The organism is Bacillus sp. 491mf (genome assembly GCF_900112415.1).
Lineage (GTDB): Bacteria > Bacillota > Bacilli > Bacillales > Bacillaceae_G > Bacillus_A.
The window spans coordinates 175,957-196,896 of record NZ_FOLV01000003.1 but is presented as its reverse complement, the minus strand read 5'-3'; the positions used below and the strand labels follow the sequence as shown (position 1 = coordinate 196,896).

The 20,940-nt window shown below is 36.8% G+C and carries 20 protein-coding genes; 8 read left to right on the top strand and 12 right to left on the bottom strand.

The window, feature by feature from the left end:
• The first annotated feature begins 327 nt into the window (after window positions 1-327).
• Together BM211_RS05515 and prpE are read left to right on the top strand one after the other, a co-directional pair.
• Window positions 328-1,491 carry an FtsW/RodA/SpoVE family cell cycle protein gene (locus tag BM211_RS05515; protein WP_090995551.1) on the top strand — a complete coding sequence of 388 codons (1,164 nt, stop codon included), beginning with the start codon at window positions 328-330 and terminating at the stop codon, window positions 1,489-1,491.
• Window positions 1,492-1,566: 75 nt separating this feature from the next.
• Window positions 1,567-2,307, top strand: a complete 741-nt coding sequence (prpE, locus tag BM211_RS05510) for a bis(5'-nucleosyl)-tetraphosphatase PrpE (RefSeq protein WP_090995549.1) — start codon at window positions 1,567-1,569, stop codon at window positions 2,305-2,307.
• A gap of 18 nt (window positions 2,308-2,325) precedes the next feature.
• Here the strand turns inward: prpE and BM211_RS05505 are convergent, their stop codons facing one another.
• The 4 genes from BM211_RS05505 to BM211_RS05485 all read right to left on the bottom strand — a co-directional run bounded on the left by BM211_RS05505 (window position 2,326) and on the right by BM211_RS05485 (window position 5,509).
• Window positions 2,326-3,213 carry an RluA family pseudouridine synthase gene (locus BM211_RS05505; RefSeq protein WP_090995546.1) on the bottom strand — a complete coding sequence of 296 codons (888 nt, stop codon included), beginning with the start codon at window positions 3,211-3,213 and terminating at the stop codon, window positions 2,326-2,328.
• Between the two features lie 269 nt (window positions 3,214-3,482).
• Window positions 3,483-4,280, bottom strand: a complete 798-nt coding sequence (locus tag BM211_RS05495; protein WP_035437195.1) for an NAD kinase — start codon at window positions 4,278-4,280, stop codon at window positions 3,483-3,485.
• A gap of 21 nt (window positions 4,281-4,301) precedes the next feature.
• Window positions 4,302-4,937 (bottom strand): GTP diphosphokinase, encoded by a 636-nt coding sequence (locus tag BM211_RS05490; RefSeq protein ID WP_035437198.1) that lies wholly within the window; start codon window positions 4,935-4,937, stop codon window positions 4,302-4,304.
• Between the two features lie 200 nt (window positions 4,938-5,137).
• Window positions 5,138-5,509 (bottom strand): UPF0738 family protein, encoded by a 372-nt coding sequence (locus BM211_RS05485; protein ID WP_090995542.1) that lies wholly within the window; start codon window positions 5,507-5,509, stop codon window positions 5,138-5,140.
• 143 nt (window positions 5,510-5,652) lie between these two features.
• Here BM211_RS05485 and BM211_RS05480 point away from each other — a divergent pair, with 143 nt between their 5' ends.
• From BM211_RS05480 to BM211_RS26350, 4 genes are all read left to right on the top strand, one after another.
• Window positions 5,653-6,231: a CYTH domain-containing protein gene (locus tag BM211_RS05480; RefSeq protein WP_090995539.1), complete on the top strand. Its 579-nt coding sequence runs from the start codon at window positions 5,653-5,655 to the stop codon at window positions 6,229-6,231.
• A 330-nt stretch (window positions 6,232-6,561) separates the two neighbouring features.
• The gene (locus BM211_RS05475; protein WP_035437210.1) at window positions 6,562-6,957 is read left to right on the top strand and encodes a globin domain-containing protein; all 396 of its coding nucleotides are present in this window, start codon (window positions 6,562-6,564) and stop codon (window positions 6,955-6,957) included.
• A complete protein-coding gene (locus tag BM211_RS05470; protein WP_090995536.1) occupies window positions 6,957-7,850 on the top strand; it encodes a ClpXP adapter SpxH family protein in 894 nt (297 codons plus the stop codon). Before BM211_RS05475 ends, BM211_RS05470 begins: the two co-directional genes overlap by 1 nt.
• Before the next feature lie 230 nt (window positions 7,851-8,080).
• Window positions 8,081-8,254, top strand: a complete 174-nt coding sequence (locus BM211_RS26350) for a hypothetical protein (RefSeq protein WP_090995533.1) — start codon at window positions 8,081-8,083, stop codon at window positions 8,252-8,254.
• A gap of 312 nt (window positions 8,255-8,566) precedes the next feature.
• Here the strand turns inward: BM211_RS26350 and pepF are convergent, their stop codons facing one another.
• The 4 genes from pepF to mecA all read right to left on the bottom strand — a co-directional run bounded on the left by pepF (window position 8,567) and on the right by mecA (window position 14,351).
• Window positions 8,567-10,393: an oligoendopeptidase F gene (gene pepF / locus BM211_RS05460; RefSeq protein ID WP_035437216.1), complete on the bottom strand. Its 1,827-nt coding sequence runs from the start codon at window positions 10,391-10,393 to the stop codon at window positions 8,567-8,569.
• A 242-nt stretch (window positions 10,394-10,635) separates the two neighbouring features.
• Complete coding sequence (locus tag BM211_RS05455; protein WP_090995530.1) at window positions 10,636-11,877, bottom strand: competence protein CoiA; 1,242 nt, start codon at window positions 11,875-11,877, stop codon at window positions 10,636-10,638.
• Between the two features lie 185 nt (window positions 11,878-12,062).
• On the bottom strand, window positions 12,063-13,607 hold the full coding sequence (cls, locus tag BM211_RS05450) for a cardiolipin synthase (protein WP_035437220.1): 1,545 nt from the start codon (window positions 13,605-13,607) through the stop codon (window positions 12,063-12,065).
• Between the two features lie 75 nt (window positions 13,608-13,682).
• The gene (mecA, locus tag BM211_RS05445) at window positions 13,683-14,351 is read right to left on the bottom strand and encodes an adaptor protein MecA (RefSeq protein WP_035437223.1); all 669 of its coding nucleotides are present in this window, start codon (window positions 14,349-14,351) and stop codon (window positions 13,683-13,685) included.
• A 581-nt stretch (window positions 14,352-14,932) separates the two neighbouring features.
• Between mecA and BM211_RS05440 the strand changes: the two genes are divergently transcribed.
• Window positions 14,933-15,601: a TerC family protein gene (locus BM211_RS05440; protein WP_035437225.1), complete on the top strand. Its 669-nt coding sequence runs from the start codon at window positions 14,933-14,935 to the stop codon at window positions 15,599-15,601.
• Window positions 15,602-15,931: 330 nt separating this feature from the next.
• Here the strand turns inward: BM211_RS05440 and spx are convergent, their stop codons facing one another.
• Window positions 15,932-16,327, bottom strand: coding sequence for a transcriptional regulator Spx (gene spx, locus BM211_RS05435; RefSeq protein WP_035437228.1), 396 nt, complete (start codon window positions 16,325-16,327; stop codon window positions 15,932-15,934).
• Window positions 16,328-16,747: 420 nt separating this feature from the next.
• Here spx and BM211_RS05430 point away from each other — a divergent pair, with 420 nt between their 5' ends.
• On the top strand, window positions 16,748-16,951 hold the full coding sequence (locus tag BM211_RS05430) for a hypothetical protein (RefSeq protein ID WP_035437230.1): 204 nt from the start codon (window positions 16,748-16,750) through the stop codon (window positions 16,949-16,951).
• A gap of 41 nt (window positions 16,952-16,992) precedes the next feature.
• On the opposite strand, the gene BM211_RS05425 is transcribed toward BM211_RS05430, so the two are convergent.
• The 3 genes from BM211_RS05425 to BM211_RS05415 form a co-directional block, all read right to left on the bottom strand.
• Window positions 16,993-18,633 carry a peptide ABC transporter substrate-binding protein gene (locus BM211_RS05425; protein WP_035437232.1) on the bottom strand — a complete coding sequence of 547 codons (1,641 nt, stop codon included), beginning with the start codon at window positions 18,631-18,633 and terminating at the stop codon, window positions 16,993-16,995.
• 317 nt (window positions 18,634-18,950) lie between these two features.
• A complete protein-coding gene (locus tag BM211_RS05420) occupies window positions 18,951-19,886 on the bottom strand; it encodes an ABC transporter ATP-binding protein (RefSeq protein ID WP_035437234.1) in 936 nt (311 codons plus the stop codon).
• Complete coding sequence (locus BM211_RS05415; RefSeq protein ID WP_035437235.1) at window positions 19,876-20,922, bottom strand: ABC transporter ATP-binding protein; 1,047 nt, start codon at window positions 20,920-20,922, stop codon at window positions 19,876-19,878. Before BM211_RS05415 ends, BM211_RS05420 begins: the two co-directional genes overlap by 11 nt.
• Window positions 20,923-20,940 lie beyond the last annotated feature (18 nt).

The window sequence follows — 20,940 nt, the reverse complement described above, 5'->3', positions numbered from 1 at the left end:
CTAACAATGTATTAATAATTTATTTTGTCTATTTTTGATGTTCCTATAGAGTTCTACTACTTATGAAAGCGGCAGCAATAATACAATTTTTGCAAAAGAAACCCTAAAGAAAATTTATGTTTTTCATTTTTATTTTATGATTATGAATTAACGCATTATCTCTACTCATATATGCATCCCAATATAACAACACCAAATTAAACCTTCCCTCATCTGACATTCGCCTCCCTAAATCTAAACAACATATTTGCAAACAACAAAAAATCAGCTAAGATGGTAATAGTGTCTTTTTTAATAACAATGAGTAATAGAAAGGAATATAGTACGGTGAAAGATAAAAATTCTCGATATCAAATAGATTACGTTTTAATTCTAATTGTACTAGCAATCGCTACAGTAAGTTGTTTTGCTATTGCAAGTGCACAGCCGTCCTTACCGCCAAGTTTACAAAAGGTTAACTTCGTGGCTAAACAAATCCAATGGTATGTAATTGGCGCGATCGCAATTGCTGCTGTTATGGTCATCGACTTTGACCGTTACAAGCAAATTTGTTGGTATTTATACGGATTCGCAATGATTCTTCTTATTGGACTTGAGTTTCATATTCCTGGTTCTCAAACGATTAAAGGAGCAACTGCTTGGTATAAATTACCGGCAGGACTTGGTAATTTCCAACCTTCTGAAATCATGAAACTCTTTTTAATTCTTGTCGTTGGCCGTATTATTGTAGACCATAATGAAAAATATGTAATTCGAACACCACGAGAAGATTTACTCTTACTCGGAAAAATATTTGCCGCAAGTTTACCACCGCTATTATTAATTGCAAAAGAACCGGATTTAGGAAATACGATGGTAATTTCAGCAATGCTAGCTGCCATGATTTTAGTATCTGGGGTTCGCTGGCGCTTTATTTTCGGTTTAGCTGGTATTGTTGTTGGAGTTGGTGCGATACTTGTGTATATTTACTTTGCACACACCGCATTCTTTAAAGCACATATTTTAGAGGAATATCAATTAAATCGTTTCTATGGCTGGTTAGCACCTTATGAATACCCAACACAAGGTTATCAGTTAACCCAAGCTGTTTTAGCGACTGGATCAGGTGAATTGTACGGCAAAGGCTGGGAAAATGGACAAGTATATTTCCCTGAACCTCATACAGACTTTATCTTTACAAATATCGCTGAGAAGTTTGGATTTTTAGGAGGAAGCGTCGTTATTTCACTATTCTTCCTACTGATTTATCGTATGATTCACATTGCATTAGAAAGTAACGATCCATACGGCAGTTATATATGTGCCGGAACAATCGGGATGTTTACATTCCAAGTATTCCAAAATATCGGTATGACAATTGGACTACTTCCTATTACCGGTATTACATTACCGCTTTTAAGCTACGGTGGTAGTTCCTTAGTCACCTATCTAATTGCAATCGGCTTCATTCTAAACGTACAGTCACGAACGAAGAAATTTATGTTTGATTAAACCATATCCAAGTGATATGGTTTTTTTCTTACCCTCTTAGCGGTATACTAATCAAAAAAGAGGAGGTAATCTCATATGAAATATGATGTGATTGGCGATATTCACGGCTGTTTAGAGGAATTTACATCATTAACAAAACAGCTTGGTTATACATGGGATAGCGGGTTACCTGTTCATCCACAAAAACGGCAGCTTGCTTTCGTAGGCGATATTACAGATCGCGGTCCCCATTCTCTTCGAATGATTGAAATTGTGTGGGAACTTGTCATACATAAAAAAGAAGCATATTATGCCCCGGGGAATCATTGCAATAAATTATATCGTTACTTTCTTGGGCGCAAGGTACAAGTAACACACGGCTTAGAAACAACCGTTGCAGAATACGAAGCATTAAACACACGAGATCAAAAAATGATTCAGAAAAAGTTTATTGACCTGTACGAACAATCCCCGCTCTATCACGTACTAGATAACGGCAAACTCATTGTTTGTCACGCCGGTATTCGCCAAGACTATATCGGCAGAAGCGATAAAAAAGTACAAACTTTTGTTTTATACGGCGATATTACAGGCGAAAAGCACCCTGACGGTTCTCCTGTCCGCCGTGACTGGGCGAAGCATTATACTGGGGAGGCTTGGGTTGTATATGGGCATACACCTGTACAAGAACCCCGATTCGTCAATCATACGGTGAATATCGATACGGGATCTGTATTTGGCGGGAAATTAACCGGGCTTCGTTATCCAGAAATAGAGACTGTTTCAGTTCCTTCTTCCATGCCGTTTGTACCGGAGAAATTTCGCTCTATTGACTAAAAAAAGCTGATGGAACCCTTATTCCATCAGCTTTTTCATATCTTCAGGCAACTCCGCATGAAATGTCAGTTGCTTTTCTAATATTGGGTGATAAAATGTTAAATTTGTGCTATGCAGTGCTTGCCTGTTTATTTCATCTGTTTTCCCGCCGTACAAATCATCACCAAGTAACGCATGACCAAGATGCGCCATATGCACTCTAATTTGATGCGTACGCCCTGTTTCTAATTGAAGTGCTACATGCGTTTTATCTTTCCATCTTTTTTGCACATGAAAATGAGTCACGGCTCGCTGTCCATCCCCGCGCACGATGCGTTCAATAATACTATCATCTTTTCGGGCAATTGGGGCATCAATTGTTCCGCTATCCTCTGCGACGATTCCATGAACAATCGCTTCGTATGTTCTTTTCACTTGTTTTTGCTGATGTTGCTTCGATAACAAATGGTGAATAAAACGATTTTTGGCAATTAACATTAAACCAGATGTATCCCGGTCAAGCCTAGTAACGATATGTACTGTACTTGCAAGACTTTGCTGATCATAATAATGCAAAAGAGCGTTTGCTACACTCCCGCTCGGATGCTCTCTTGACGGAATTGTAGACATATAAGGCTCTTTATTAATAACAAGGACCGAATCATCTTCATACACAACAGAAAGAGGGATATTCTCACTTAACATCCCTTCACTTCTTTGCTCAGGTGGAAAACAAACTGCTAATTTTTCACCTTCTTGCAAAACATGACGCACATTTACATGATGTTCATTCACTTCAATCGCACCGCCACGAAACTTTATATCCGTTAACGCTGCCTTTGAAATACCTTTCGTTTTCAAAAACTCTCGAATAAGCATTCCTTCATCAGCCTTTGTTATACACCAAGTTAACGTAAACCTTTTCAATTGCATAACCCTCTCTAATGATGTGTTCACAATGGAAAATCGCCCGTATGAACATAATTAGCCATTTTGATTTTCCAACACCTAAGCCGCTGCCACGCAGAAACAAACGAACCTCTACTTCCTTTGTTTTAACCCTTACACGTGGCAGAAAAAGGCCCTGACCGTCACTATGCACGGCTAGACGCTCTCGCCCCCCTAAAAAGAAAGGGCTTGTTTCAAATCGTATTTATATAGCAGCGAGTGCTTTTCCCGCTGCTATAAGTTCCCTCTTACTGATCCGCGACAAATGAATCACGCACTCGCTTCCAAAATGGAAATGGGCGAAACCTAACAAACCGAACTCTTTGATCTGCCACTCGATATTGAATCGATTTGACATCTTGATGAACCATCGCTAAATGATCAATTGTAATTTGCAAGTTCATTCCAGTAACTGGTTTTAACACACATGTATGATGCTTCGGTAATACGAGCGGAGATCCAACCGTACGGAAAACGCGATTATTAATAGACGCCATTTCCGTAACTTGAATCGCTTCCAAAGACGGGTGAATAATTGCACCGCCCAGCGCTTTATTATACGCAGTACTACCAGAAGGTGTTGAAATACAGAGACCATCGCCGCGGAATGTTTCAAAATATTCACCGCGAATTTCTACATCCATAACAAGCGTTCCTTCACTACTTTTTACGGTTGCTTCATTTAGCGCTAAATATTGTGATTCTTTAGTCCCATTCATATAACGAATGATGACCTCTAATAATGGATATTCAACAACTTGAAAAGGCGTTTTCGCAATCGCAATGACAAGCTTCTCAACTTCTGTCGGTAACCAATCTGCATAAAATCCTAAATGCCCGGTATGCACCCCGACAAATGCTGTTTTATCTAACCGATCCTGGTAGCGATGAAACGCATGCAGCAGCGTTCCATCTCCCCCAACGGAAATTACAATATCCGGCTCATTTTCATCCATTGTAAGTTCAAAATCACGTAAGTACTCTGTCATCGTACTCGTAAGCGCATTTGATGATTGATCTCCCTTTGACATAATTGCAAACTTCATCGCTCAACACCCTTTAGTTTATTATTCTGTTTCCTTCGATTCTTTTTTGCGTGAAAAAATCTTTTGTGCCTCTTTAATTTCAAGACGAATCGAAGACATTTCTTCGTCTAATAAGTAAGCTGCTTCAGCTGCGCGCTGCAAACGCACTTTAATATCTTCTGGAAAGCGTCCACGATATTTATAATTTAAAGAATGCTCGATTGTTGCCCAAAAATTCATTGCTAACGTGCGGATTTGAATTTCAACTAACACTTTTTTCTCTCCGCGAATCGTTTGCACAGGGTAACTAATAACAACGTGATAGGAGCGATATCCACTTTCTTTCTTTTGCGTCACGTAATCGCGTTCTTCCACAATTTCAAAATCGTTACGTTGTCGTAAAAACTCTACAACCGGCTTAATATCATCAACAAATTGACACATCATCCGAAGCCCGGCAATGTCTTGCATCTCTTCTTGCAAACGACTGAGCGAAATGTCTCGTTTTTCTGCTTTATCTATAATACTTGCAACAGATTTGACTCTGCCTGTTACAAACTCAATCGGCGAATGTTCGGCCAACATTTCAAACTGAGAACGCATTCCTTTTAATTTTACTTTTAATTCTCCTACAGCTTGATGATAAGGAGCTAAAAATTCTTCCCAATTTCGATCCAATGTAACCACCACCAAAACAAATCAGTTTCTTTTATCTCACTGAAAGCTTTCTTTTATCCCGCATTAACGGGCAGTAATACTCCCGCCTCAAAATTCAGCAAAAGCAAAGAGGTTAGGCGGAGGTAAACTGCCCGTAAAAGCCCGATTAGTTCAACTAATAATCACTGGGGGATGACCCCCCCACTGATTAAAGTTTCACTTTATAGAAACACTTTTTCTACTTCATTTACGAGTTCCTCACCGTAATTTGCATTTCCTTCAATATTTCCAATTAAATACTCTAATTCTTCTTTCATTTGTTCTAACTCAATTTCAACGTCTTGAATACGAACAAACATCTTATCATCGTTCTTCATTGCGTCTTTTAATTCTTCCCAACACGTATGTGGGATGCTTATGTAAATAAAGGTTGTTTCATTCTCTAAAATATATAAAAATGATAAATTATCTGAATCCACAAGTACGTGGCTACGCGCCTTCAATTTTTCTACACATAACTCTGTATTTTCTGCACAAAAAATAAGAGCATTCTCTCTTTTTTCTACGCTCTTAACTTGAATTTTATTTTGCATACTTTAACTCCTCCATATTATACTTCCTGTCATTATCAACATTTTCATTGTAACATAACATACACTGAAACAAATAAAACATTGATTGAAATTTAGGAAAAAGCGATAATGATTAACAGATATTTCATAAAAGGAGCGTACATATGAAACAAGAAATTGAGATTGAATTTAAAAATATGGTTACAAAAGAGGAATTCCATTCTTTATGTCACACATTTTCCATTACAACATTTGCAAAACAAGTGAATCATTATTTCGAAACGCCAGCATTTTCATTAAAAAACGCAGGTGCTGCCCTTCGTATTCGCTATAAAAACAACACCTTTACGCTAACACTAAAACAGCCAGCAGAAATTGGCTTGTTAGAGACACATCAAACTTTAACAAAAGAAGAAGCAAACAATATGATTGAAACAAATACATTAATCAAGGGTGCCGTTTCTAAGCAATTAGAAAACCTCCAAATCCCTGTTTCTTCACTACAATATATGGGAAGCTTAACAACTGAACGAGCAGAAACAACATTCGAATGCGGTACACTCGTATTCGATCATAGTTTTTATTACGAGCATGATGATTACGAAATCGAATATGAAGTAAGCGATGAGCAGGCTGGACAAGCAGCATTTTCTTCTTTCTTAGAGAAGCATAATATTCCAGTTCGACATACAAAAAATAAAGTGCAACGCTTTTTTCTTGCCAAAGAACAAAAAGAGCAATAAACTAGCAAAGGATTGATTGAGAGCTATTTATTTGCCCTTCATAACAATCCGTTGCTACAATAAAGTGAAACTTCCTTTTGTGAGACGCTTTTCCTCACAAAAGGTTAGTTGAACCAATCGGGCTCTTACGGACAGTTTTCATCTTGAAACACTTGAAGATACTGTCCGTTTGAGCGGGGTAAAGTGAAACTTCCTTTTGTGAGGTGCTTTTCCTCACAAAAGGAAATCTCTCACCAATTAAACCTTACATTATCTCTTGCCTATCTCTTTGTCTTACTACAAATAATAGCGGAGATAGATATATATTTGATGGAAAAAGGAGTCACAAGGATGAACAAGCAACCAACGACACCATTTGAAGCAATTGGCGGTGAACAAGGCATTGCAAAATTAGTTGATACATTTTATTCCTATGTCAGTAAACACCCTGACTTATCTCCCATCTTCCCAGACGATTTAACGGAAACTGCTAGGAAGCAAAAACAATTTTTAACGCAATATTTAGGAGGACCAAGCCTCTATACAGAAGAGCATGGTCATCCAATGCTACGAGCTCGTCATTTGCCATTTGAAATTACCCCAAAGCGGGCAAAAGCCTGGCTCTCATGTATGGAGCAAGCGATGGATGATACTGATGTACATGGACCGATTCGTGAGTTTGTATTTGAGCGTTTGACATTAACTGCACAGCACATGGTTAATACTCCTGAAACAGGTGAAGCTTAATGGATAAACAGGAAACAAGACATACTGTACCAATCTCTCTTTCAAGATGTGAACCAAAGTCTGTAGAAGCATATTTATTTATTGATCCACTCTGTAAAGATTGTTGGGAAATTGAGCCAATCATAATTAAATTATGGCTCGAATATGGAAAATACTTTTCACTCCGTCACATCGTTACTGGTAAAGTAGAAGGGGCTATTTCCCCATCACACAAATGGAATAAACCTGCTAATATTCGATTTGTGTGGGAGAGAACAACAAGTTTACAAGGGTTTTCTTGCGATGGAAAAGTATATACACACGGCGGTGCATCAACTCCATATATCACTTCAATTGCAATTAAAGCAGCAGAACTACAAGGTCGAAAAGCAGGTTCGAAATTTTTACGAAAACTACAAGAGTCTATTTTACTTGAAAATATGGCGAAACCAACTATAGATACGCTGCTTACTTGTGCAAAGCAAAGTGGAATTGATGCGGAAGAATTTAAACAAGATTTACATTCTGTAAGTGCGACAAAAGCATTTCAATGTGATCTAAAATTTACGAATGAAATGCACATTACCGAAATTCCTTCTCTCGTGTTCTTTCATGCAAATTCAAACGAAGAAGGAATTAAAGTTGGCGGTATTTATCATTACGATGTATACGTACAAGTATTAAAAGAAATTGTAAAAGAAAACATCGAACCGCAACCTCTTCCTCCTCTAGAACTATTCCTAGAGCACGTTCAGTTTATGTCAACAAAAGAAATTGCCTTTATTTATAATTACTCTGAAAACGAAGCTGAACGAGAAATGAAAAAATTGTTATTGAAGAGGAAAGTGCGCATGATTGATAGAAAACGTGAACGGTATTGGAAATGGATTACAAAGGAAAACGACCTAGTGTAAAACACTAGGTCGTTTTCTTTACGGCTTATAAAAATATTAAAGGGGATGGGAGAAATTTCACGTTCAAACAAAGGGGTATATGTTTGTATGTGAATTCGTTCACGTTTATTATATTACAAGATTCGACGTTAATTGACAACCTCTTTTGTCTAATTTCACATTTCTGTCACATTCTAAACGTTTTCATTTTAGAATACAATATATAAAGAGTCTTTTTAGGAGGGTTTTCATTGAAAAAATCCTATCTTGTCTTACTCCTTTGTATTATTTTTTTGTTTTTTTGTTTATACGTTCTCTCATTATTACAAGTGTTTCCGCTTATTTTAGCAATTCCACTTTTATTTGGAGCAATTATATTCACTGTATCTTATTTTAATAACCACAAACGTTTTAAAGGATTCTAAATAAAGTGAAACTTTAATCAGTGGGGGGTTTTCTTCATCCCCCACTGATTATTAGTTGAACCAATCGGGCTTTTACGGGCAGTTTATCTCCCACCTAACTTCTTAAGAAAAGCGGAAGCGGCTCGCTCAGAATCGCAGGACGTTGGAGCCCCTGATAGAGAGGCGCTTTTTGCCTCGTCCGAGGGGGCGAAACGACCGGAGATTCTAGCCGCTGGAGCTGGACAATGCTTTCGCTGAATTTTGAGGTGGGAGTATTACTGCCCACGAATAGCGGGATAAAAAAACGAGAGTCATGCGACTCTCGTTTTCTGTCTACTTCTCTTCAAATAGAAGTGCTTCTAATTCATTTAATTTCTCTTCAAATACTTGCATTGCTTCCTTCACAGGCTCTGATGACGTCATATCAACACCAGCTTTTTTCAATACTTCAATTGGATAGTCAGAGCTTCCTGCTTTTAAGAACTCATTAATGTAACGTTCTACAGCCGGCTTACCTTCTTCTAAAATTTGTTTTGATAAAGCAGTTGCTGCACTGAAGCCCGTTGCATATTGATATACATAATAATTGTAATAGAAATGTGGAATACGGGACCACTCTAAACCAATTTCTTTATCGATCACTAAGCTATCGCCGAAATACTTTTTATTTAGCTCATAGTAAATATCCGTTAACATATCTGGCGTTACAGCATGACCTTCTTGCACTTTTTGATGAATCACATGTTCAAACTCAGCAAACATAGTTTGACGGAATACCGTACCACGGAAACCTTCTAAATAATGATTTAATAAATATAGACGTTTCTTCTTATCATCTGTCGTTTTTAATAAATAATCATTAAGAAGTGCTTCATTACATGTAGACGCTACCTCCGCGACGAAAATCGAATAATCGCCATACACGTAAGGCTGTGTTTTTCTTGTATAGTAACTATGCACAGAATGGCCAAACTCATGCGCCAGCGTAAATAAATTATTTACATTGTCATGCCAGTTCATTAACACATATGGATTTGTTCCATATGCACCAGATGAATAAGCACCGCTTCGCTTCCCTTTATTTTCATATACATCTACCCAGCGATTTTCATACGCTTCTTTTAAAATCTCTACATACTCTTCCCCAAGTACATGTAATGATTGTAAAAGAATATCTTGCGCTTCTTTATATGTGACGTTCATTTTCACTTCTGGTACAAGCGGTGTGTATAGATCATACATGTGCAATTCTTCTGATCCAAGTGCTCGTTTTCGAATATCAATGTAACGATGTAATAAATGTAAGTTTTCATTTACTGTTTCCACAAGCTGATCATACACAGACTCTGGAATATTATTATTGCTGAGCGCCGATTGGCGAGCAGAATCATATTTACGGACTTTAGAATAAAAATTATTTCGTTTAATTGCACCGTTTAATGTGCTCGCAAATGTATTCTTATATTTTCCATACGTTTCATATACTGCATGAAACGCATCATGACGAACACGCGGATCATCACTTTCTAAAAACTGAATATAACGTCCGTGCGTCACTTCTACATCTTCCCCATTTTCATCTTGAATAGATGGGAATTTCAAGTCTGCGTTATTAAGTATACCAAATGTCTTACTAGATGCACTCATCACCTCAGAAGCTTGAGCTAATAACGCTTCTTCCGCCTCTGATAATACGTGAGGACGTTGACGCGTAATTTCTTCTAATGCATGCTCGTATACCTTTAGTTCTTTATTTTCTTGTAAAAATGATTGCAGTGTCTCTTCTGCGATTGTTAAAATTTCTGGCAGAATGTACGCCATGCTACTTGATACTTGTGAATACAAACTTGTCGCGCGGTCATTCAACGCTTGATAAGCTGAATTTGTTGTATCTTGGTCATAGCGCATATGTGCGTATGTATACAGCTTACCAAGACGCATTGATATTTCATCTTCATACTGCAGCGTCTCTAACAATGCATCTGCTGATTCGCCAAGTTTTCCTTTAAATTCCGTCAGCTTTGGTAATAGCTCTTTCACCGCTTGAAATTCTGTTTCCCACTCTGCATCTGTTTGAAAAATATCTTCTAAGCGCCACGTATTTTCTACTTCAATTTCACTACGCGCCGGCAATGCCTTTGCTGTTTTTTGTTCATTCATTTATAAACCCTCCTTAATCAGATCCTACATAAATCCGTTTTGATTCTTCAACATATAAGTCGCTGCTATGCAGAAACAACATACCCGCTACTTGCATTCTCCTTTTGTTTACAATCACGCCTGTGGCAGAAAAAGGTCTTGACCGCTGCTATGCATGGCCAGAGGCTCCCGCCTACCTAAAAAAGGAAAGGGTTTTATGTTATTTTTTCAATTCGTATTTATATAGTACAATTCGATTCTTCTTATGTAATTCCTTCTGGGTACTTTTCTATTATATCCGTTTTCCCTTCACTCATGTTGTATTTTGCTTTCAGAAGCATAAGAGATTCTGTTAAAAATAAACGATCAAATCTCCTCACTTCCTCTTCTGTTTTAGGAACAATAAAACAACGCAGTTTTCGATATTTGTAAACATCTACTTGCTCAATTTCCCCAATTACACATAAAAATTGCATATACTCTCTCACTGCCTGCTGCCAAAATATTTGCGGGAAATATGGCAAAAAGCGCCTCCGAATCCCTATGTGCCGGTCAACATACTGAAAAACAGTATGCAACGAAAAATAGTCTCCTACCGCAAATTTTCCTAATAGCTCAATTAAAATATAAGCTTGCCATATGAAAGGATGGGTACGAAATGCCAAAAGCGACGGTACTGGAACACCGACCTCAGCAGGAAAACAAGAAAGGGATATGCGATGCTCATAAAGAAGCTCTAAAAAAGAACGCTCGCCCCGTTTCCACATATGAATGCTATTCGCCCTAAAGCGCTGTTTTTTATTCATCCACTCTTTTTCTAAACGTTCAATGGAAATAGGTGATGTTGTAAGAAGGTTTTTGAATGTAGTGATAGAAAGAGGAAAATAAATTGCATGTGAAAAAACGATAGACGAGGAAAAAGGTAAAAGAAGATTACATTTGAAAAAAGCTTTTGCATCGGGGCAAAAATAGAGGAGATATGGATTGGGATGATATTGCACACAGCAGGAATGAAAAGAGGAAAGTGACAGCCAATATGCTCCGTGACGTTTGAGTTGATTCCCTCCTAAAATCCATAATATTTGAATCCCTTCTTTCCAATACCCTTCTGTTCGTTTTAACAACTGCTGCTCTGATAAAGTAGCACATTGATATTCAATCGCAATTTGCCGATTATCAATTGTGACAAACAAATCAGGTCGTTGCTGAATTGCTGGTAAATAGTGCTCTAATTTTACCGAACAAACTTGTGACTGAAACCACCTATATAACTGCTCTTTCCCCCGCATATGATACGCCGATTCATTTTCAAACTCAATTTTACAGTTATGTGATTTCTTATGAGCAAAATGCCATTGTTTTTGTTTTCCTAATTTCAGCTGGACTTCGAAGTGACAAATGGGACAGAAAAAGCGCTCATTCTTCCGCAACATCATTAGTTGCTTTTCCTTCCAGCCATGAAGAAGATGAATTTCTTCTCCATTTTCTCTCTTTGCAACAAACATAACATCATTCCTTTCTTCCGCACTAGACTATTCGACACCAACGAAAAAGTTCCTGCTGAAATAAAGTGAAGCTTCCTTCAGTTAGGTTTTTTTCTGAAGGAAAGCTCCCACCAATCGGGCCGTGAAGTGCTTAAATATACTACCCTAAATTAGCGGGACAAAAAAAGACTCATTTTCATGAGCCTTTAAAGTAACGGAGATAATAAACGATATGTCGATTCCACAATTCGCATCACAAGGCGACGGTTATTAAAACGATCAACATGAATTTCATTCGACACCTGTAAGTCCTCTTCAAAATCGGTCACAAGTTTGCGAATACTGTTTGTATCATATAAAAAGGCATTCACTTCAAAATTCAAATGAAAACTTCTCATATCCATATTTGCCGTTCCAATTGATGCGATATCAGAATCAACAATTACAACTTTACTGTGTAAAAATCCTTTTTCATATTCATATACTTTAACGCCTGCCTCTAACAATTCGGGAAAATAGGAGCGAGACGCATAAAATACAGTCCTCTTATCTGGTTTACTCGGCATTAACAAGCGAACATCAATCCCTGCTAAAGCTGCTACTTTTAACGCTGACAAAATATCATCATCGGGAATAAAATATGGCGTTGCGATCCAAATCGATTTTCGCGCTGAAGCAATCATCGCAAAGTATAAATGTTTAATCGTTTCCCACTTATTATCAGGTCCGCCTGCAACGAGCTGCACGCCTCCCTGTCCTTCTCCTTTTACAACATCCACCTGTAAATAATCAGGAGTTAATACCGCTTCTCCCGTCATATAAAACCAGTCTTGTAAAAAGATAAGTTGTAAACTTCGCACTGCTTCGCCTCGTAAATATAAATGCGTGTCTCGCCAAAAACCAAAATATTTATTTTCTCCTAAATACTCGTCACCGATATTTAAACCACCAACAAATCCTTCATTTCCGTCAACAACAATAATTTTCCGGTGATTTCGATAGTTAATTTTGTCATTTAAAATCGGAAACCGTACTGGAAAAAACGGAACCATTTCCACGCCGGCATTGTTCAATTCCTCAATATATGTGTTTGAAAGTTTAAAACTTCCTACCGCATCATATAAAAATCGAACGACCACACCTTCTTTTGCTTTTTCGATAAGGATATCCTTAATTTTTGTGCCAATTTTATCATCACGCACAATATAATATTCCATATGAATATGATGCTTTGCCTTTTTCAATCCATCTAAAATTGCTTGAAATGTCTCTTTTCCATTTGTTAATACTTTCGTTTCCGTATGAAACGAAATATTTAATGCCCCTAGCCGATCAGCTAACCGAAATAACAATTCTTGATGTCCATGCTTTTTCAATATACGATTTTGATCGTACTCATGCCCTTTATATTGTAAAAATGCTTGTTCGTCTAGAAGTGCTTTCTTTTGAAACATTCGTTTCCTTCGAAAATTTTGTCCAAACAGAAGATATGCAAAAAATCCAATTACCGGAAAAATTCCAAGTACAATTAACCAAGTTAATGTTTTCGAGGGCTGGCGATTTTCTAAAAAAATGACAAAGCCAATTAAAAACCCTGATATTGTAAATAAAATACTTATAATTCCTAAAAACGAAATATCTTTAATGCCAATTACATCTGAATAAAATGTTACATCAATAAATAAACGCAACGAAATAAATACCATAAATAAACCAATTAAAAAGAACAATAGCTTCAACGTATTTTTCATATCCGCCCCCCTTACTTACAATCACTGTTCGTATATACGCATTTAAAAAGCCGATTTCATTATAAGGAAATCGGCCTACATTCCAAGAGAAAAATGCTGACGAATTGTTTCAAGTGCACGTTCAGCAACAATTTGCTTTCCATATTCACGAACACGATAAATTGTTAAAGCAGATTCCTCTCCATATTCTAAGATCACACTTAAGATACGGTCAATCTCCTCTTCATCGTGCACTACCTCATCAAACTCGACATATACATAATAGCGGTCTTCAAATGAATATAACTCATCTTTTACCTCTTCAAATATAAGTCGATGACTTAATGAAATAACGTGCTCAAAATCGTCAAATTTAATTAAAAAACCGAATGTGCCATCTTCATTAAAAATGGCTCCTACCTCTTCTAATTCCTGTTCAAATAACGATTCAATTTGCTCATCTAAAGGAATATCAATAATCTTATCAAGACCAATTGGTAACTCTAGTTTTTGCCCGTCTTTTGAAAGCTGCGCTTTCGTTACAAGTACTTCAATTCCCTTTTCAAGCGCCTGCACTTGAATCCAAAGTGGCCCATCTATAAAAAAGTCATCATGGTCACGCACTTCATCCATCATTTCCCAAAACAATTGTTCACTTTTATCGCGATTATACCAAATGTCTTCGCGGTCAAATCCGCGGTCTTCTATATCAATGTACGAGATATAAAATTTCATCGTATGATCATTAACTCTTTCAATATCCATAATGCACCTCTCCCTTCCTATTTGGAATGGTTATGAAGGGACTCCCCAATCATATTACAAAAAAAGTTAGAATCTTGTACTCTCATTTTATGATAAGATGCGCCAGAATGGAAATAAAATCACCTTATTTGCTAAAAAAACAGTTATTTACCTAATTTTTGAGTTAACATAGCAGCAAGTATGAATTGAAAACTGAATGAAAAGCCCACTTTTTTTAGGTGGGCCAGTACATCTGACCATGCATAGTAGCGGTCAGGACCTATTTCTGCCTGGGCGGGATTTTAAACATAAGGAGAATGCAAGTAGTGAGCTTGCTGTTTCTTCATAGCAACAACTATTAATATTGAAAAATTAAAATGGATTCCAATTATTACGCTCTCTTCTCCCTTCCAAAAACATTGGACATGCTTTCGCTGGAATTGATTGTCCTATATTCTTTTTTCCTGCATATGATGTAAACGAAACAAGCTTACGATGCTTAAATAAAATCCTTCTGTTACATATGACGTGAATGAAAACAAATCCGCTCCTAATAGACGATATTTCTTCCTATTAGGACTGAGTAAATGGAGGCAATTTGAATGGATTTAGACTTTCTCACATCCATCTTTATCATCGTTGGTATCGATGTTGTATTAGGCGGCGATAACGCCATTGTCATTGCACTCGCTAGCCGAAACTTGCCAGAAGCAGAACGGAATAAAGCAATTATTTTAGGAACTGGTTTAGCCATCGTATTACGGATCCTACTCACAATAATGGCCGTTTATTTACTTAATATTCCCTTTTTGCAATTAGCAGGTGGCATTTTACTTTCTTTCATTGCAATCAATCTTCTTACAGATAATAGCCATAATATGTCTAATATTAAGGCAAAGACAACATTATTCCAAGCTGTACGAACAATCGTTTTTGCAGATCTTGTTATGGGATTTGATAATGTACTAGCAATCGCAGGAGCTTCTCATGGAGATATTACATTAGTTATTATCGGATTACTCATTTCTATTCCTATTATTATTTGGGGAAGTAAACTTATTTTATTATGCATGGAAAGATTCCCTCTTCTCGTTTATATCGGCGCTTCAATCTTAGCTTACACAGCCGGTCGCATGGTAATGCATGAAGAGAATCTTAGAACATTTTTCGAGGCAAAACCACTTTTCACAGCAAGCATTCCTTTTCTTTTTATGATTACAGTGTTACTAGTTGGAGTTGTTGTAAACCAGGTAAAGCTGCGGAATACTTGAGCGATTTATCACTGAACAGGGTTAGTAAATATAAAGAAAAAACCTAAAAAACTCTTTTTTAAGGGGGGCGTGAGCTGCTGGCCTTGCGCAGTAACGGTCAGAGCTTTTTTCTGCCACGGGCTGGCTTTTAAACATAGGGAGAATGCAAGGGGTGGGTATGTTGTTTTTTCATAGCACCAACTTGTAGTGCTGAAAAAATCGGAATGGATTTACATACAATATCGGTCGTTTGACGAAATATACAGTATCTGCTTTGCACAAAATAAAAAAGAACTGATTCACACATTCTGCTCAATCAGGATTAGGAATCAGTTCTTTTGTCATATTATATTAATTTACAAGGCGCTGCGCTTCTCGTAATTGGAACGTTCTCACTGTTCGTGGTAAGAAACGACGAATTTCATCTTCGTTATAACCAACTTGTAGGCGTTTTTCATCAATGATAATAGGACGACGAAGAATGCCTGGGTAATCACGAATAAGATTATATAAATCTTGAAGAGGTAAAGACTCTAAATTAATATTTAATTCCTGAAAAACTTTAGAACGAGTCGAAATAATCTCATCTGTTCCACTTTCCGTCATACGTAAAATCTCTTTAATTTCCTCGATCGATAATGGATCTGAGAAAATATTACGTTCTGTATAAGGAATATGGTTTTCCTCTAACCATAATTTCGCTTTTCTACAAGACGTACAACTTGGAGAACTATATAGTGTTACCATACATTACTCACTCTCCTTAAAAAGTACAAATTCTGTACTATTTCACATTTTTATAATGATACTCAAACAAATTTTGTATTACTCATCTAAAAATAAAGAACTTCAAAACTTATAAACGAACTTCTCTAAAAAAATAATTATTTTAAATAAGTAACTTCTATAATCATTATACAATAGAACAGAACAGAAATATACAACAATTTTTATTCATAATATACATAAAAGTTATGCAAAAGATGTGCATTTTGTAAGAAAAATATGTACAAAACAAAAGAACACCTGTTCTCAATTTATTTTATCAAACTACTTTCCTGCTGTCTATACAAATTTTACAAACACATTCTTTTTGTTGAACAATTCTTTATTTTTCGTCTTTTTCGACATACAATAGAAATATACTTGTGCAAAGGGGGATTACATATGGGAGCTTTTTTTCTTGATTTTGTAATCGTTGCAGCATTAGTCATTGGGATCACCGCAACTATTGGAATTATTACAAATGGGATTGGCGAAAAATTGTTTGGTCGTAAAGACAAAATGAAATTCGTAAATAAATCTGCAGAAGTGCAAACGGGCTGGAATCAAGTTGGTGGTAAAGGGATTTATAAAAAACATACGTATTAAAAAAGAAGCAGGATTCGAATCCTGCTTCTTTTTCATACGTACTATTTTCCTACAGAAGTCCACTTAAAGCTTAACTCTGGGCCATATTTATTGACATAAAGATCTTTTATTGTTTCACGCTCTAAGAATGCTCTTCCACGTTGATAGATTGGTGCAATCGCCGCTTCATCGAATAGGATTTTTTCTGCTTTCGACAGGTCATTCCAACGTCCTTTTACATCAGATCCTTCTTTCTTAGCCTTTGTAATCAACTCATCATACTTAGCATTTGAATAACCCATTTTATTTTGTGCACCGTTTGTTACAAATAAATCAAGGAATGTCATTGCATCTGGGTAGTCTGGTCCCCAGCCGCTATATGAAATATCGTAATCACCGCTGCTCTCTAATTTTAATAATTGTGCAAAAGGTTGTACTTTCACATTTAGTTTTAAGCCTGGTAAATTCTTTTCTAATTCACCCTTTAAAAACTCACTAATTTTCTTCGCTAATTCTGTATCAGAGTTTAATAGCGTTAATTCAATTGTGTCTTTTCCAAGTTCTTTTTTACCAGCTTCCCAATACTTTTTCGCTTCTTTTAGATCCACTTTTGCAAGATTTCCATTTTCTTTACGGAAGTCCTTCCCGTCAGAACTCTTAACAAAGTCTTCCGGAACTAAGCCGCCAGCTGCTTTTGAACCGTTATTTAACAATGTATTGATCATACCTTTACGCTCAAACCCTAAAGAAATCGCTTTACGAATATTTTTATTTGCTAAAGCAGGATTCTTTTCATTTAAACGTAAGAAGAATACTGTTGGATCACTTGTCGTTTTAAAACCGCTATCTTTTCTATATTTATCTACAAATTCTGCCGATAAAAGAACACGGTCAACTGCTTTTGTTTCATATAAATTTATTGCTGTTCCTGTTTCTTTTACGATATTAAAGTTTACTTCTTCTAATTTAACTGCTTTATTATCCCAATAAGATGGATTTTTCTTTAATTGGTAGCTTTGCTCATGTTTCCATTCACTTAATACAAATGGACCATTATATAATGTTGTATTCGCTTCTAATCCATGTTTTTGCCCTTGTTCTTTTACGAATTTTTCATTAAGTGGGAAGAACAGTGGATATACTGTTAAATTCACAAAATACGGAACCGGATTATCTAGTTCTACTTCGAATGTATAATCATCAACTGCTTTTACACCTAATTGGTCTACTGGCAATTGTTTCATATTAATTTTTTCTGCATTCTTCACATCAAACATAATGTAAGCAGACTTTGCAGCTGTATCTGGATTTACTGCTCGTTGCCAAGCGTACACAAAATCTTTTGCTGTTACAGGGTCGCCATTTGACCATTTTGCATCTTTGCGTAATTTAAACGTATATTTCTTTCCATCTTCTGATTTTTGATACGACTCAGCTACACCTGGAACTACCTTTTGATCTTTTCCAAGACGATATAATCCTTCCATTGCATTGTTCATTACGCTTGAAGATGCTGAGTCTGTTGTTAATGTTGTATCCATCGTCGGAAGCTCAGCTGTTTCAATCATATTGATTACCTGCTTCGCATTACTTGTGTCCCCTTTTGCTTTCGCCTTCGAATCATCTTTTGAAGATCCGCATCCCCCTAAAATCATGCTGACTGTCAATGTTGATGCAAGTAGCATCGGCACCTTTTTCTTCATGTATTATACCCTCCTCCAAAATGTTAGCTCTTTCATTGAAAATAATAAAAAGTAATTAAGTTCTAATAATTCATATTATACATACAAATTGATTATTTGTATATTTATTTTTCTATTTTATAAAAATTTTCTGTTAACATCCCATTATTCTACTTTGCTTTAATATCAATATTTTCATCGATTTTTTGTTATTTTTAAATTAATTTAAATTATCTGAATATAATCTAAAGATTTTTATAATATATATTTTGTACAAAATACTTTCATTTTTTTAAACAACGAAAAACCGAGCACATTTTCCACGTGCTCGGTTTCTCTTATTGATAGATTTCTTTATACTTCTTATACTCAGCTTCTGAGCAAAGAACGAAATGTCCTGGACGAACTTCGCGCATTTGCGGTTCTTCATTTCCATATTGATGCTGAGATGGATCGTACACGATACGTTTACGATTGCGCTCATAATCTGGATCTGGAAGCGGAATTGCTGATAGTAGTGATTTTGTATACGGATGAATTGGATGCTCGTATAACTCTTCACTTGTTGCAAGTTCCACGATTTTCCCGTGATGCATAACACCGATGCGATCACTAATATATTTTACCATCGATAAATCATGGGCAATAAATAAGTATGTTAAGCCTTTTTCTTTTTGTAGATTTTTCAATAAGTTAACTACTTGCGCCTGAATTGACACGTCAAGTGCTGAAATCGGCTCATCGGCAATAATAAAGTCCGGTTCTACTGCTAACGCTCTTGCAATCCCAATACGCTGACGTTGTCCACCAGAGAATTCATGCGGGAAACGACTTGCATGCTCACGGTTCAAACCAACTGTTTCAAGTAATTCATACACACGCTTCATACGATCTTCTTTGTTTTTAGCAAGACCGTGAATATCAATTCCTTCTGCAATAATATCACCAACGCTCATACGCGGATTTAACGATGCGTATGGATCTTGGAAAATCATTTGCATTTTACGGTTAAATTTCTTTAATTCCGCACGTGATTTTTTACCGTGTACATTATTCCCATCAAACAACACTTCGCCCGCCGTTGCGTCATATAAACGAATGATTGTTCTTCCCGTTGTTGATTTACCAGAACCAGACTCACCTACAAGGCCGAATGTTTCTCCGCGGTAAATGTCGAATGTCACATCATCAATTGCTTTAACAACTCCGCCGTTCACGTTAAAATATTGCTTTACATTTTTCACTTCAATTAATTTTTCACGATTATTTGTCATGCTGTTCACCCGCTTTCATTTGTCGAATACGTCTTTGGACAATTTCAGGCGGCTCCACTTTCGGAGCTTGTTCATGAAGCAGCCACGTTGCTGCATAATGCGTATCACTTATTTTGAATAAAGGTGGTTCCATTTCAAAGTCAATCTTTAACGCTTGTGGATTACGCGCTGCAAATGCATCACCTTTTGGCGGCTTTAATAAGTCTGGCGGCGTTCCCGGAATTGCATATAATTCATCTTCCCCACCTTCTAGGCTTGGCATAGAAGCTAATAATCCCCATGTATACGGATGTTTCGGATTATAGAAAATTTCATCCACTGTTCCAATCTCTACAACTTTCCCTGCATACATAACAGCTACGCGGTCCGCTACATTGGCAACAACACCTAAATCATGCGTAATAAAAATGATAGCCGCTTCTGTTTTTTGCTGAATGTCTTTCATCAACTCTAAAATTTGTGCTTGAATTGTTACGTCAAGCGCAGTTGTTGGCTCATCGGCAATTAATAATTTCGGATTACAAGCAAGCGCCATCGCAATAACAACACGCTGTCTCATACCACCTGAAAATTGGTGCGGATATTGCTTAAGACGTGCTTCTGGATTCGGAATCCCTACAAGGTCGATCAGCTCTAACGCAACTTTACGAGCATCAGCTTTACTCATTCCTTGATGCTTAATAAGACCTTCCATAATTTGATTACCAATTGTCATCGTTGGATTTAAAGATGTCATTGGATCTTGGAAAATCATCGCAATCTCTTTTCCGCGAATTTGTTGCATTTCTTTTTCAGACAACTTCGTTAAATCACGGCCGTCAAAAATAATTTCCCCATTCTTAATGCGTCCTGGTGGCTTTGGAATTAAGTCCATTAGCGCTTTAGACGTAACGGACTTACCAGAACCAGATTCCCCCACAATTGCTAGCGTTTCTCCTTTTTTCAGATCAAAAGTAACTCCGCGCACTGCTTGTACTTCACCAGCATGTGTGTCGAACGAAACTTGTAAATCTTTTACTTCTAACAAAGTTTTCATCATTCCATCTCCTTCCCC